Consider the following 15101-nt stretch of genomic DNA (forward strand, 5'->3'; position numbering starts at 1 on the left):
TCTAATGCGCGATGCCGGAGCCGGCCGCTTCGTCGATCAGCCGCCCGCTGGCGAAGCGATCCAGGTCAAACGGACGGCTGATGTCGTTGTGTTTGCCTGACGCCAGCAACTGCGCCAGCAGCGTGCCGCCGGCGGGGATGGCCTTGAAGCCGCCCGTGCCCCAGCCACAATTGAGGAACAGGCCGGGCAGCGGCGATTCACCGATGATCGGCGAGGAGTCCGGCACGACATCGACAATGCCAGCCCATTGCCGCATCAGCTTCAACTGACCGAAGATCGGGAACATCTCCAGCAGGCCGGCAATCACCGTCTCCAGCGTCGGCAAATTGCCGCGCTGCGCATAGGAGGGGATGCGGTCGAGCCCACCGCCGATGACGATCTCGCCCTTGTCCGACTGGCTGACATAGACGCCGCAGCCGGGCGACAGCACCACCGTGTCGAGGATCGGCTTGACCGGCTCGGAAACGCAGGCCTGCAGCGCATAGGAATTGATCGGCAGCCGGAAGCCGGCCTTGGCCGCCAGCACCGAGGAATGCCCGGCCACCGCCATGCCGATTCGGTCGGCCCGGATCGCGCCACGCGAAGTCTGGACGCCGCGGCAGCGGCCGCCCTCGATGATGAAATCGGTGATCTCGCAGTTCTGGATGATGTCGACACCGAGCCGGCTCGCCGCCCGCGCATAACCCCAGGCGACCGCGTCATGGCGCGCCGTGCCGGCCCTGCCTTGCCAGATGCCGCCGAACACCGGGAAGCGTGCGTCCGGCGAAAAATTGTAGATCGGCGCCACCCGGCGCACATCCTCAGGTGAAAACAGCTCGGCATCGACGCCGTTGATCTGCATGGCGTTGACGGTGCGCGCGCCGATCTCCATCTCGGCGGTCGAGTGGCACAGATTGACCATGCCGCGCTGCGACAGCATCACATTGTAGTTCAAATCCTTGGCCAGCCCCTCATAGAGCCGGTGTGCCAGCCCGTAGAGTTCGACGCTTTCCGGATAATAGTAGTTGGAGCGCACCACGGTGGTGTTGCGGCCGGTGTTGCCGCCGCCGATCCAGCCTTTTTCCAGCACAGCGACTCTGGTGATATTGTGGTTCTTGGCCAGGTAATAGGCGGTCGCCAGCCCATGGCCGCCGCCGCCAATGACGATCGCGTCGTAGGACGGCTTCGGTTCTGGCGAGCGCCAGGCCGGCTGCCAGCCGGTCTGGCCGGCCAGGCCCTCCTTGAACAGCGACAGAGCGGAATAGCGTCGGGTCATGGCGTGCCGGACAGGCCTGATGTTCGGAAAGGAGCGTGGATCATCGTATGGCCTTTTGCACCGATGGCGCCGGTTCGATCGGTCATGCCCGCATCGCCTTGCCCAGTGGATCGTATGGCGACGAAGCGATGACGCGCGCACCTCTTTCGACGCCGACGATGTGGGTTGTCAACTGCGTATCGATATCGGCCGCCTCGCGCTCGACCAGCGCCATGGCGAGGCTCTTGCCGACCGTATGGCCATAGCCGCCGGAGGTGACGAAGCCGGCAAGCCTGCCCTTGTTCCAGACCGGCTCGTAGCCACTGGCATCGGCGTCCGCAGCGTCGATCTCGAGCGTCACCAGCGTGCGCCTCGATGGAGCCTGCTGCTCTTTCAGGGCCGCCTCACGCCCGATGAAGTCGCCCTTGTCGAAGGCAACCCAGCGGTCCATGCCGGTCTCATCGGGCGTATAGTCCTGCGTGAACTCGCGCGACCAGATTCCAAAACTCTTTTCGATCCGCAGCGAATTGACCGCGCCGAAGCCGTATTCGGTCACGCCCAGATCCTTGCCTGCCGCCAGCAGCGCGCGGCGCAGGCCCGCATGCTCATTGGCCTGGCAATGGATCTCGTAGCCAAGCTCGCCGATGACCGACAGCCGCCCGACCTTGGCCCGCACCAGCCCGACATCCAATGTCTTGCAGGCGAGGAAGCCGAAGGCCTCGTGCGAGACATCCTGGTGTGTCAGCCGCTCAAGCAGCTTTCGCGCATTGGGTCCGGCCAGCGAGAGACCGACGACCGCATCGGAAATGTCGCGGACGGTGACGCCATCGCCCAAATGCTGTTCGAACCAGCGCATGTGCCACTGGCGCAGGTAATAGGAGCCCATGATCCACCAGGAGCCATCGCCCCAGTTGAAGACGGTGAGGTCGCCCTTGAGCTTACCGTTTTCGCCCAGCATCGGTGCGAGTTTGGCGCGTCCCGGCTTGGGCAGCGCACAGGCCAGCAGCCGGTCGAGCCGGGCCTCGGCCTGCGGCCCGGTGATCTCGTAGCGCGAGAAGGCGGTGATATCGAGCAGGCCGACGCCTTCGCGCACCTTGCGGCATTCCTGTGCGACGATGTCGAAGGCGTTGGAGCGCTTCAGCGTCGGTGTCTCGACGAAGCCTTGCGGCGCGAAATAGAGCGGCACTTCCATGCCCCAGGAATTGCCCCAGCGCGCTCCGGCGGCGTCCATGGCGTCATGCGCGCCGGCCGTCTTCAAGCGCCGTCCCGCCGGCAGCTGCTCGTTCGGATAGCTCATGACGAAGCGGCGCGAATAGAATTGCCCGGTGGTCTGCCTGATGTATTCGCGGTTGGAGGCGAAGTCGCCGTAGCGGGCGATGTCCATGCCGTAGACATCAGCTTCCGGCTCGCCATGGATCATCCATTCGGCAAGCGACTTGCCGACGCCGCCACCTTGCAGGAAGCCGGCCATGACGCCGCACGCCACCCAGTAGTTGGGAACGCCGCGCACCGGGCCAACCAGCGGATTGCCGTCCGGCGAGAAGGTGAAGGCGCCATTCACCCAGCGCTTGATGCCGGCTGTTTCCAGGCAGGGGTAACGGCTGAAGCCGAGGGCCAGCTCGTCGGCGATGCGGTCGGTGTCTTCCTGGATCAGTTCGATGCCGTAGTCCCACGGAGCGCCGTCCATGTTCCAGTGCTTGTGGTTGATCTCGTAGATGCCGAGCAACAGGCCTTTCTGCTCCTGGCGCATGTAGGTGAAGCCTTCGAGATCGACGATCAGCGGCAATTCCTTGTCCAGCGCCTGGATTTCGGGTAGCGCCTCGGTGACGAGATAATGGTGCTCCATCGGCGACACCGGCAGATCGATGCCGGCCATCCGGCCGACCTGCTTGGCCCACAGCCCGCCGGCATTGACGACGTGCTCGGCAATCACCGTGCCCTTCTCTGTGACCACGTCCCAGCTGCCATCGGCACGGCGGTTGAGTGCCAGCACCCGGTTGTGCTCGATGATGTCGGCGCCGCGCAGCCTGGCCGCCTTGGCATAGGCGTGCACGACGCCCGAGGGGTCGATATGGCCTTCGCGCGCGGCATAGAGCCCACCCAGCATGCCGTCGGTGTTGAGGATCGGGCATCGCTGCTTGATCTCATCGACGCCGACCAGATGGACATCGTCTATGCCCATGGTCTGGAAGATGCGATAGGACGCCTTCAGCCATTCCCAGCGCTCCGGCGCCGAGGCGACCGAGATGCCGCCGGTCATGTGCATGCCGATGCTCTGGCCCGATTCCGCCTCGACCTCGGAGAGCAGGTCGATCGTGTAGGCCTGCAGCGCGGCGATGTTGGGATCGGCGTTCAGCGCATGGAAGCCACCGGCCGCATGCCAGCTGGATCCTGCGGTCAGCACCTCGCGTTCGATGAGCGCGACGTCGTTCCAGCCGAACTTCGCCAGGTGATAGAGCACCGAGGCTCCAACCACGCCGCCGCCGATGACGATCGCCCTATATTGGGATTTCATCCTGTCGCACTCCACCCAGTCAGTGCGGGGCAACCTAGTGGCATTGTACATCAGTGTCTAGTGCTTTGCGTGACTCCGCACAGCGGTTGCGTTGTCGCTGTGGTCACGGTTGACAACGATGCGAGCGAGGACGCCTCTTGCGCATGCCGGTCGAGAGGCGGACATGCTGCTATCGGGATGGCTAGCGGCTGCGGGGAACGGTTTTCTCGACGTAGCGCGAGAAATCCTCGACGTCCTGGGGGGACGGCTCCTGGCCGGTAAAACTGCGTAGATACGAGGCAACTTGAGCCAGGCGGCTGCTCATCGGCTCGTTGAGTTCGAGCGAGTAATAGCCGATCTGCATGAAATAGAGCACACGGGCCCGCACGAACGCATCCACCTCGTCATAGCCATGACGCATGAACATGTCGCGAATGGCGTTGACGCGCTCCTCGTCGGCCTCGTCGAGCGCGCGCCGGATGGCAGGCGACCGGCGAGCCCAGGCCCTGATCGCGAAATCCAGTTGCGGATCGAACAGCCTTTCGTCCACCCAGCATTCGAAAATGCTCATCACCCCGCGGATGACGGTGGCGGAAGGCCGCCTGGCGCGTTCGACGATGAATTTGGTGTTGGTCTGCCGCCAATAGTCGAGCAACTGGTCGAGCAGATCCTGCCGGCTCTTGAAATACCAGTAGAAGCTGGAGCGCGACACGTCGAGCTTCTGGCCCAGCGTCAGCACGCGGACACGTTCGACGCCATCCGAGATCAACGTTTCAAGCGCAAGCTTCAGCCAGTCTTCGCGAGTGGCCTTGATGTTGCCGGTGACGCCGGCGCGCTGGATCGTCGTTTCGAGAGCTGCCATCAAAACGACGCATGACACGCTGCCTCAGGCAAATCAAGGCCGTGTACACTAATGTACAGCGCAATTCGATCAACTCCAAATGGCGCGTCACGGATGTTAGCCGGATTGAGTCGACAGGGCGCTACGGCCATCGCGTCATCGGCGTGGCGCAGAGCCAGGGGATTTTTGTCGCGGCCACCGGCTCAGTGTTTGCTTTCCCGCAAGGCAATTGTCTGGCAAATACCAGTTCAGACAGATGCCCGCGCGGCCAACCAGCAGGAACACACAACATGACGCTGTTTCGACAGAACCTCATCGATGGCGAATGGGTCGGCGAGGCCGGTTCGCGCAACATCAACCCCTCGGATACCGGTGACGTCGTCGGCGACTATGCCTCGGCGGGAGCCGAGCAGGCCAAACAGGCGATCGCGGCGGCCAAGGCGGCGTTCCCGGCATGGTCCCGTTCAGGTCCGCTGGCGCGTCACGCGGTGCTGAAAAAGGCCTCGGACGAGATCATGGCGCGCAAGGACGAGATCGGCCGCAATCTGGCGCGTGAGGAAGGCAAGACGCTGGCCGAGGGCATCGGCGAGACCATTCGCGCCGCCCAGATATTCGATTTCTTTGCCGGCGAAACATTGCGTTTGACCGGAGAGGTCGTACCGAGCGTGCGACCGGGCGTCGGCGTCGAGATGACGCGCGAGGCGGTCGGCGTGGTCGGCATCATCACGCCGTGGAATTTTCCGATCGCCATTCCGGCCTGGAAGATCGCCCCGGCGCTGACCCACGGCAACACCGTCGTCTTCAAGCCGGCCGAACTTGTTCCCGAGAGTGCCTGGACCATCGTCGACATCCTGCATCGCGCCGGCTTGCCGAAGGGCGTGCTCAATCTCGTCATGGGCAAGGGCTCGGTAGTCGGTCAGGCGATGCTCGACAGTCCCGATGTTAACGCCATCAGCTTCACCGGCTCGGTCGGTACCGGCAAGCGTGTCGCTGCGGCAAGCATCGAGCACATGCGCAAGTTCCAGCTTGAAATGGGCGGCAAGAACCCGCTGGTCGTGCTCGACGATGCCGACCTCGCGATCGCCGTCGATTGCGCGTTCAATGGCGCCTTCTTCTCGACCGGCCAGCGCTGCACCGCCTCGTCCAGGCTAATTGTGACGGAGGGCATTCACGACCGTTTCGTCGACGTCCTCAAGGACCGCATGAGCAAGCTGGTGATCGGTGATGCGCTCGACGCGCAGACCCAGATCGGCCCGGTCGTCGACGCGACGCAGCTGAAGCAGGACGAGGACTACATCGCCATCGGCGTCAGGGAAGGCGCTACGCTCGCCTTCGGCGGTGAGCGGCTCGATCGCAAGACGCCGGGCTTTTACTTGCAGCCGGCATTGCTGACTGAGGCCACCAACGCCATGCGCAGTTCGCGCGAGGAGATTTTCGGACCTGTGGCCAGCGTCATCCGCGTCAAGGACTATGACGAGGCGCTTTCCGTCGCCAACGACACGCCCTTCGGCTTGACCTCGGGCATCTGCACTTCGAGCCTCAAGCACGCCACCCACTTCAAGCGCAATTCGGAGGCCGGCATGGTGATGGTCAACCTGCCGACGGCGGGTGTCGATTTCCATGTCCCCTTCGGCGGCCGCAAGGGCTCGAGCTATGGGCCGCGCGAGCAGGGCCGCTACGCTGCGGAATTCTACACCACGGTGAAGACCGCCTATACGTTCGCTGGCTGATCGGCCGATCGGGCCGGCCACCCGCCACACACATCAAGATTGGAGCGGCGAAGGGATGACAGTGCAGAACCTGACCTGGCTCAACCCGCCGCCGCACCACGCCATCAACGGCGACAGCGTTCGTGTGCGCACCGGCAAGGAGAGCGATTTCTGGCGCGAGACCTTCTACGGTTTCTGGCGCGACAACGGCCACTTCCTGTACCGGCCGGTCGAGGGCGATTTCAGCGCCGAAGTCACCATCAAAGGCGACTACGAGGTGCTCTATGATCAGGCCGGGCTGATGGTCCGGCTCAGCGAAACGCATTGGATCAAGGCCGGTATCGAATACACCGACGGTCTCTCCTATTTCTCCGTCGTCGTCACCAACGACACGTCCGACTGGTCGCTGGTCGCCATCCCTCCCGACCCGAACGGCATCAGCATCCGCCTGACCCGTCATGCCGAGACAATCCGCGTCCAGTACCTCGATGCTTCCGACGGCCACTGGAAGCCTGTACGGCTAGCCTACTTTCCGATCTCCAAGACGGTCGATGTCGGCATGATGTGCTGTTCGCCGCAGCGCGAGGGTTTCGAGGTCACATTCTCCGGCTTCTCGGTGGGGCCGCCGATATCGCGGGAATTGCACGATTGAGGCGTGCGGTCTTGCGCCGAACCGCGAGCACTTCGACCTTTACGACAGTCACTGTTTGAAGACTTGCCACGCGCGCCGTCGGGTTGTCCGACCGCGCCGTGAATGGGGCGTGGCAATTGCCTTGGACCTTGCTCTTTGACATATTGTATGATTGGATCCAATCATACAATATCGACTTGAAGAGGAAGACCGAACGATGACGCATTGGCGAGGGGTGTTCCCGGCGGTTACGACCAAGCTGAACCAGGATGGTTCGATCGACATCGAGGCGACGCAAGCGAGCATTGATCGTCTGATCGCCAATGGCGTGTCGGGCATCATCGTCCTGCCGATGCTTGGCGAGAACGCATCACTGCAGCCGCAGGAGCGGGAAGCGGTCATCCGGGCCGCGAAGGACGTGGTGGCCAGACGTGTCCCGCTTCTGTCCGGCCTTGCCGAGATTTCGACGGCCAACGCAACCGCAGCCGCGCGCAAGTATCAGGATTTCGGCGCCGAAGGCCTGATGGTGTTTCCGAGCCTTGGCTACAAGACCGACCCGCGCGAGACGGCTGAGTGGTACAAGGCGATCGCCAACGCCAGCGACCTGCCGATCATGATCTACAACAACCCGATCGCCTATGGCGTTGACGTCACCCCCGCCATCCTGAAGGTGCTGGCGGACTGCCCGACCATCGTTGCCGTGAAGGAAGAGACCGGCGATGTGCGCCGGGTCACCGACATGATCATCGAGCTCGGCGATCGCTTCGATATCTTCTGCGGCGTCGACGACCAGATCGTCGAGAGCATGGCGCTCGGCGCCACCGGCTGGGTGTCCGGCATGACCAATGCATGGCCGAAGCAATGCGTCCGCATCTTCAATTTGTGCGCGGCCGGCGATTTCGCCGGCGCGCGCGATCTCTACCGCATCATGACGCCGTCCTTTCACCTCGACACGCATGTCAAGCTGGTCCAGTACATCAAGATGGCCGAGCATCTCGTCTATGGCGCGCCGGAGTGGACCCGCGCGCCGCGTCTGCCCCTGGTCGGCGAAGAGCGCGCGCGCGTCACCGCCATCATCGAGGCGGCGATCGAAAAGCTCAGGCAGCAGGGCTGAACACGGGACGCCATGGCCACCATCGACAAGCCGCTGCTGCAGCGCCAGACCGTGACGGCGATGGTCGCCGAGTACATCGCCGCCAGGATCATCGGCGGCGATTACCCGGGCGGACATCAGATCCGCCAGGAAGCCATCGCCGCCGAGCTTGGCGTGAGCCGGATCCCGGTGCGCGAGGCGCTTCTGCAACTGGAGGCGGACGGCCTTGTCGTCATCAGGACGCATCGCGGCGCGGTCGTGTCGGAGTTGTCCGCTGACGATGCGATCGACCTTTTCGATGCGCGTCTGCTGCTTGAGCCTTTCCTGGTCGAAAAGGCGATCGGGCACGTGACGGATCAGGACATTGCGGCCATCGAAAAATCGATGCGCGCCTATGAGGCTGCCATCGCCCGAGGTGATGATCCCAAGGACCTCAGCCGTCTCAACTGGGCATTCCACACCGCATTGCTCGAACCCTCGATGCGGCCGCGTTCGATGGCCGTCGTCCAGGCGCTTTACAACTCCGCCGACCGCTATTTGCGTCTGCAGATCGAGCCCGCCAAGGCACGAGCCAAGGCCCTGCAGGAGCACCGCGAGCTCTTCGAGGCCTATCGTCGGAAGGATATCGCCGAGACCGCGCGCTTGCTGAGGAAACACATCGCCGACGCGGCCGGCGAGATCGTCAGCCAGTTGCGGCGCAGCGAGACCGCCGCCTGACGATTATCCGCTAATATCGCGGCAACCCTGTTGCGGCAGGGCACATCGATGCGGAACGATGTCGCTCTTCCATGTCTGATGAAGGATCAGTGGGATCACGCGCCAACCTCGCCCAGCCCCAGCCCGCCGCGGACGGCCTTGCGGATGGCTTGCGGGCCGAACCTTGCCCATACCGCTTGATGCGCGTTGATGCGCTGCCGTGCCCTGCGGTCAGCGTCCAGGCAAAGTCCGACGGCCATGTCGGCAAGCCCTTCATCGGTATCCGATAGCAGCAACTCCTCGTTCTCGACCAGATCCAGACCCTCGGCGGCCAGCGGCGTCGCGATCACCGGCACGCCCCAGGCCATCGCCTCCAGGATCTTGATGCGCGTGCCGCCGCCTGCCGCAAGCGGCATGATGCTGAGATGCACCCTGGACAGGAGCGGCGCCACGCTCTTGGGGTTTTCGACGAGCTCCACACCAGGCAATCCGGCCAGCGCCCGCACGGCAGGTTTTGGGTTGCGTCCGGCGAGAACCAGTTTCGCACCCGGCAAGGCCTGCCGGATGCGCGGCAGTATGGAGCCGGCTAACCTCTCGACGGCATCGACGTTTGGCGGATAGCCGAGATGGCCGATAAACAGGATCACCGGAAAGCTGTTGCCGGCCCCCGGCTCGGCGGGCAGCGTTTCGGGACTGTGCGCGGCGTGGGGAATTCCGTTTGGAACGACATCGACCGGCACCTTGTGCCGGGAAAGCGCCATAAGCCTGTCGCGATCCTGACCCGAGCAGACCCAGATCCTGTCGACAAGGGCAAGCGCCTTTCGCTCGAGACGCCGGATGCCAAGGCCGGCGGTGATCGCCGCCACGGCGGGTCGCTTGGCATCGACGCGCCGCAACTGTCCCGCCAGGTCGGACTCGACATTGTGCATGTCGAGGATGAGCTGTTTCGTCAGCCCTCGCAAAGGTCGCAGCAGCTTGAACAGGCCGATACCCTCGACCAGCACGGTGTCGGGGCGGAAGTCCCGAACCAGTGTCTCCAGCCGCGTCAAGGCGGAGCGCGAAATGCGGTGCTCCGCCCTTATGCGCCACCACCCGATCGAGCCGGAGCGGGCTTCTCCTTCGATCGACAAGGCCTCGGTGCGGATCGACGGATCGGCTGCTTCCACGGCTTGCGGCCGCACCGACACCAGGCAGACCGGACCGAATTCCGCTGCCAATGCTGCGTTGCGATGATTTCTCAGGTCCGCGCCGGAGGTCGGCGGAAAGGCCGGATCGAAGGTCACGACAAGCGTGCGCCTTTCGGCATTCCGTGCCGGCAGGGCCACGTGCGAGCTCATGGTGTTCGAAGCGTGCACTCCGGGCTGTACGCCCGGAGCTGCACCAAAGACTGTATTCCAGACGGCATTCAAAACGGCCCCGCAGCCATAAAACCAGCTTCGACTTGTTTAGCTGAATGGCGCTTTCGTCAAGCGCCGTATCCTCTCTGAATGTCTGGCGCACTGGCCTGGCGACGGGCATGCTGGAATGCCTGCCGGTATGGCGCGGTCACCGCCTGGACCACGCCAGCCAGCGGCCCGCCAGATGCTTCCAAAATGCGGTGAGTCTTGTCTGCCGATAAGCGTCGCCGGCTTTCTTGATGCCTTGCGCCTGCGTCGGGAAGGGATGGATGACGTCGGCCAGCGCGTGCAATCCCATACCGCATTTGATGGCCAGCGACACCGCATTGATCATCTCGCCGGCATGGCTGGCAACGACCGTAGCACCCAGGATACGGTCGGATCCTTCCTTGACGTGGATTTTGACAAAACCCTCTTCCTCGCCGTCCATCACCGCACGGGCGACATCGTGCATCAGCACCGTATAGGTCTTGACCGGGATGCCGTTCTGGCGCGCCTCCGCTGGATAGAGGCCGACATGGGCGATCTCCGGATCGGTGTAGGTGCACCACGGAATGACCAGTTCGCTCAGTTTGCTGCGTCCGAGAAACAGGGCATTGCGCACGACCATGCGGGCTGTTGCCTCCGCGGTATGGGTGAATTTGTAGTCGAGGCAGACATCGCCCGCCGCATAGATGCGCGGATTTGTGGTGCGGAGATAGTCGTCCACCTTGATGCCGTCGGCGTCATATGCCACCCCGGCGCTCTGCAGGTCGAGACCGTCGACATTGGGCGAACGGCCAATGCCGGTGATGATCTCGTCGACGGAAATCGTCATCATGTCGTCGTCGCGCACCAGGTCGGCGAGCTTCTTGCCGCCTCCTGTGCGCACCGCCACGACCTCGGTGTTGAGGCGAACCTCGACCCCTTCGCGCGCTAGCGCGTCCGAAAGGATCTGGGCGGCGTCGCGTTCCTCGCCGGGCAGGAACATCGGTTCTCGCTGCGCCAGAATGACTTTCGCACCCAGCAGGCAGAAGGCCTGCGCTGCCTCGCAACCGAGCGGTCCGCCGCCGATGACCAGAAGCCGCTTCGGGCACTCTGTGAGATCGAACATGGTTTCGTTGCTGAGATAGCCGGCTTCGGCAAGCCCCGGGATGGTCGGCAGCCTCGGGCGTGCGCCTGTCGCGATCAGCGCCTTCCTGAAATGCAGCGCCTTGCCCGCCACCGCGACCGTGTCCGGTCCGGAAAATCGCGCGTCGCCGAAAAAGACATCGATGCCTTTCGACGCGATGGTCGCGGCGGCATCGGCGCGGCTGATGCGCTGCCGGATCTGCCGCATCCGTCTCATTGCCCGCTGAAAATCGACGTGAAGACGGTCCGGCGTGTCACCGCCGAGATTCTCGGCATCGCGCATATCTGCATAGAGCCTGGCCGTGCGGATGATCGATTTCGACGGGATGCAGCCAACATTGATACAGGTCCCACCGATCAGGTTGCGTTCGATGAGCGCGACCTTTGCGCCGAGGCCGGCCGCTTCGTGGGCGGCAGTCAGCCCGGCCGGCCCGGCACCGATGACGACCAGATTGTAAGGACCGTCGGGCTGCGGGTTCTTCCAGTGCGGCGGATGGGCGCTCTTGATCAGGTTGATGTCGTTGCTGTCGACAGGAAAGGCGGTAGCCCTGGTACGGTCACGCGCCATCGCCGTCGTTCCTCGATAGCCATCCACCCGTGAAACCCGCTTTGCCCAGGCCGCGCCGGATGTGCTGGTTGGACCGCATCAGCTTCCAGATCAGCCCTGACCGATGGTTCTCGATCATCATCACCACGATGCCCTGATCCAGCCCGTAATGGCCTTCCGACACCCAGCCGTGCCGGCCGAACTTTCGCCGGTTCGCCAATGTCGGGTTGAAGCCGCTCGGCAGCCGGAAATTATCGATCACCTCGGGATAGCGATCCCCAAGATGGCGCAAGGCCGCCAGGCAGATGTCCGGCGCGAAAGGCAGCGACGCCGGATAGGACCATGGGGCGATTGTCCCGTCATCGGGCCCGAACGGCGCGCCGCGCGCGGCATAGCCGGAAAACCGGCGGCGCTGTCGCTCCACGCTGGTGCGAAAGCCGCCCGGCCCGTCGCCCGCCGAAAGTCCCCACAGATTCTCGTCGTAGCCGCCGTAGCCGTAAGGGTTGTGGCGCGCATAGTCGCGGTGCAGGTAGGTCGAGCGGCGGCTGTTTTCGAAATAGTCCGAGTTCTTCTCGCGCATGAAAGCGTCGCGGATGCCGGCAAAGTCGATCCACGCATGCGAGAACTGGTGCATGAACAGCGGACCGCCATACAGCACGTCGTAGCCGTAGATGTTTTCCCACTGGTAGGTCGCCGTCCAGCCCTCGTAGCTGTCGTCCGAGGTCGGACTGTCGGGCGAGGCCATCGACAGGACGTAGAGGATCGTCGCTTCGTTGTAGCCCTCCCAGCCATAGTGGAGAAAACCGCTCTTCGGCTTCCAGCCCTGCCGCAAGGTGGGCGTGCTTCCCTGCGCCCATCGCCAGTCGACGCGCCGGTAGAGCGCCTCGGCCAGTTCCCGGATTCTCGCTTCCTCCTCATCCTCGCCGGAGAAATAGGATGCCGCTACCAGCATGCCTGATATTAGCAATGCGGTATCCACCATGGACAGCTCACAACGCCAGACGCGCAGGCCGGTCCGCATGTCGAGGAAATGATAGTAAAAACCCTTGTGGCCGGTGACGTCGTCGCCATTGCCTTGCTGGCTGGTCGAGAAGAAACGCAGAGCTGCAAGCGTCAGCCTCACGGCCGCATCGCGCGTCATCCAGCCGCGCTCGACGCCGATCGGATAGCAGGACAGCGCAAAGCCGATTACAGCGATGCTGGCCGGCGAATTCGGCCGCGACGTATCGGCGACCAGTCCGTTTTCCGGGTTCACGTTCTCGAGGAAATAGTCGAAGGCGGCGCGCTGATAGCGGTCCAGAAGCTCGTCATCGGACAGTGCGGCAGGCTCGGCTCTAAGCAAAAGAAGCAAGCTCCCGCCTGACGGCTGCGTCCCGTGTCATGATTTCCCGCTACCTTGTTGCGACTTGTCGATTCGAAGCCTGCAACTATACGCCCGTACGCGCCCGTTCGTTGCACCGTCACGCGGAATTGAGATTCGCTCTGCCTCAGTAGGTGGCGCGGCCGCCGGAAACGTCGAACACGGCGGCGGTCGTGAACGAACATTCCTCCGAGGCGATCCAGCAGATCAGCGCCGCCACCTCTTCGACCTCGCCAAAGCGCGCCATCGGTATCTTGGACAGCATGAAGTCGATGTGCTCCTGGCTCATCTGCTTGAAGATCGCGGTGCGCACTGCCGCCGGTGTGACGCAATTGACCGTCACCTTGGTCTTGGCCAGTTCCTTGCCGAGCGACTTGGTCAGGCCGATCACCGCGGCCTTCGAGGTGCTGTAGGCGGAGGCGTTGGGATTGCCCTCCTTGCCGGCGATCGAGGCGATGTTGACGATGCGGCCATAGTTGCGCTCGAGCATGTGCGGCACGAGCGCCTTGTTGCAGTAGAAGACGCCATTGATGTTGATGTCGATGACCTTCTGCCAATCCTCGACCCTATAATTCCAGGTCGTCATGTTGGGGCCGGTGATCGCCGCACTGGTGACCAGGATATCGACACCGCCAAGCGCTTCGATCGCCCGAGCGGCGGCATTTTCAACCCCTGCCGCATCGGCAACGTCCACCGCCACGCCGTGCAGTCCCGGAATGACGACTTTCGCCTGTTCGATCTGGGCGGGATCGCGATCCCAGACCGAAACCCGTCCGCCCTCTTCGACGATTCTCTGCGCCACTGCCAACCCGATGCCCGATGCGCCGCCGGTGATGACCGCCGCCCGATCGCTGAATCGTCCTGCAAAATTCATCGGCATCTAATTTCCCCCCGTCACCTGAACCCGATGGACGCTAACGACGCGCGACCGCTGTACCATCGGCGGCGACTGTGCGGGCACCACCAGGCAAGTTCAAGCCTGCATGCAGGCCGATCGTCTGGGCCAATTCCGTGCCGGGATCACACGGGATTTCCCTCGAGCTGGTCGTCCAGTGCTTTCACCATAGCCACCAGCGCCGGTCCGATCTCGGCATGCGCGCGGTCCTCGGTGATGATCTCGCCGATGCCGCCGCAGGTGATGGCAACCAGCGGCGAGCCGTCACGCGGGCGGAACGGCACGCCGACCGCATGGATGTAGCTGTGCCAGGCGCCGAACGAGGTCACGTAGCCCTGGCGTGCATACTGGGCGATCGCATCGTCGATCGCCGCCGCGATCATAGCTGCCTTGTCCGGCTCCGCCGCCTGCAAAGCCCGCACAAGGCTGGCGCGCTCCTCGGGTGAAAGGGCCGCCGCATAGGCCAGCCCCATCGATGTCTTCCAGATCGGCAGGTAGGAGCCTGGATTGAGCCGCAGCGTGACAAGGCTCTCCGACCGGCAATTGGCGAGATAGACCATGTTGAGGCTGTCGCGCGTGCCGAGCGCCACCGCCGCCCCCGTGAGGTCTGCCAGCGGCTGCATCAGCGGCCGGGCGATGTGAACGACGGCGCTCGAACTGAGCGCCGAATAGCCCAGCGCCACGGTGGCCGGTCCCAGGCTGTAGCGGCCGAGATCCTTGTCGTAGAGGAGGTAGCCGAGCGCGCTCAGCGTATAGGTGATGCGCGAAACCGTGGCCTTGGGCAGGCCGGTGCGGGCAATGATGTCCTGGTTGCCGAGCGAGGCGTCGCCCGGTCGGAAGGCGCGCAATATGCCGAGCCCGCGCACCAGCGACGACGAAAGCTGCGCGCCTTCGCCTTCAAGCTCCGTCTCGTCCCTGGTCGCTCGCTTGCGCACGCTGGGTCTTTCTGGCGTCGTCATCCGCCTGTCGGCCGGTGCCGCCGGCACGGTCTGTTGTATCTGGTCGAAAAATGAAATTAAATTCCATTTATATTGACAGGGGCTTTCGCGGGCTGTCAATATGCTTCCATCGATGGCATGTCCCAGCGCCTTGTG

The 15101-nt window shown here is 63.6% G+C and carries 12 protein-coding genes; 4 read left to right on the forward strand and 8 right to left on the reverse strand.

Annotated features, from left to right (window positions below; translation table 11 throughout):
• Position 1 precedes the first annotated feature (1 nt).
• From C8D77_RS17535 to C8D77_RS17545, 3 genes are all read right to left on the reverse strand, one after another.
• Positions 2–1255 (reverse strand): sarcosine oxidase subunit beta, encoded by a 1254-nt coding sequence (locus C8D77_RS17535; protein ID WP_109665872.1) that lies wholly within the window; start codon positions 1253–1255, stop codon positions 2–4.
• An 82-nt stretch (positions 1256–1337) separates the two neighbouring features.
• Positions 1338–3749, reverse strand: a complete 2412-nt coding sequence (locus C8D77_RS17540) for a GcvT family protein (RefSeq protein ID WP_109665874.1) — start codon at positions 3747–3749, stop codon at positions 1338–1340.
• A gap of 181 nt (positions 3750–3930) precedes the next feature.
• Positions 3931–4590, reverse strand: coding sequence for a TetR/AcrR family transcriptional regulator (locus C8D77_RS17545; protein WP_170136760.1), 660 nt, complete (start codon positions 4588–4590; stop codon positions 3931–3933).
• Between the two features lie 269 nt (positions 4591–4859).
• On the opposite strand from C8D77_RS17545, the gene C8D77_RS17550 reads away from it, so the two are divergent.
• The 4 genes from C8D77_RS17550 to C8D77_RS17565 all read left to right on the forward strand — a co-directional run bounded on the left by C8D77_RS17550 (position 4860) and on the right by C8D77_RS17565 (position 8719).
• Complete coding sequence (locus C8D77_RS17550; RefSeq protein WP_109665878.1) at positions 4860–6299, forward strand: aldehyde dehydrogenase family protein; 1440 nt, start codon at positions 4860–4862, stop codon at positions 6297–6299.
• A gap of 55 nt (positions 6300–6354) precedes the next feature.
• Complete coding sequence (locus tag C8D77_RS17555; RefSeq protein WP_109665880.1) at positions 6355–6930, forward strand: DUF1349 domain-containing protein; 576 nt, start codon at positions 6355–6357, stop codon at positions 6928–6930.
• Positions 6931–7126: 196 nt separating this feature from the next.
• Positions 7127–8023: a dihydrodipicolinate synthase family protein gene (locus C8D77_RS17560; protein ID WP_109665882.1), complete on the forward strand. Its 897-nt coding sequence runs from the start codon at positions 7127–7129 to the stop codon at positions 8021–8023.
• 12 nt (positions 8024–8035) lie between these two features.
• Positions 8036–8719: a GntR family transcriptional regulator gene (locus tag C8D77_RS17565; RefSeq protein WP_109665884.1), complete on the forward strand. Its 684-nt coding sequence runs from the start codon at positions 8036–8038 to the stop codon at positions 8717–8719.
• 95 nt (positions 8720–8814) lie between these two features.
• Here the strand turns inward: C8D77_RS17565 and C8D77_RS17570 are convergent, their stop codons facing one another.
• The 5 genes from C8D77_RS17570 to C8D77_RS17590 all read right to left on the reverse strand — a co-directional run bounded on the left by C8D77_RS17570 (position 8815) and on the right by C8D77_RS17590 (position 14942).
• Positions 8815–10035, reverse strand: coding sequence for a glycosyltransferase family 4 protein (locus tag C8D77_RS17570; protein WP_109665886.1), 1221 nt, complete (start codon positions 10033–10035; stop codon positions 8815–8817).
• Positions 10036–10243: 208 nt separating this feature from the next.
• Complete coding sequence (locus tag C8D77_RS17575; RefSeq protein ID WP_109665888.1) at positions 10244–11773, reverse strand: mercuric reductase; 1530 nt, start codon at positions 11771–11773, stop codon at positions 10244–10246.
• Positions 11763–13094, reverse strand: coding sequence for a glucoamylase family protein (locus tag C8D77_RS17580; protein ID WP_109666710.1), 1332 nt, complete (start codon positions 13092–13094; stop codon positions 11763–11765). Before C8D77_RS17580 ends, C8D77_RS17575 begins: the two co-directional genes overlap by 11 nt.
• 145 nt (positions 13095–13239) lie before the next feature.
• Complete coding sequence (locus C8D77_RS17585; protein ID WP_109665890.1) at positions 13240–13992, reverse strand: SDR family NAD(P)-dependent oxidoreductase; 753 nt, start codon at positions 13990–13992, stop codon at positions 13240–13242.
• Positions 13993–14132: 140 nt separating this feature from the next.
• On the reverse strand, positions 14133–14942 hold the full coding sequence (locus C8D77_RS17590) for an IclR family transcriptional regulator (RefSeq protein WP_109666713.1): 810 nt from the start codon (positions 14940–14942) through the stop codon (positions 14133–14135).
• Positions 14943–15101: the final 159 nt, after the last annotated feature.

The organism is Mesorhizobium loti, assembly GCF_003148495.1.
GTDB classification, from domain to species: Bacteria; Pseudomonadota; Alphaproteobacteria; order Rhizobiales; family Rhizobiaceae; genus Mesorhizobium; species Mesorhizobium loti.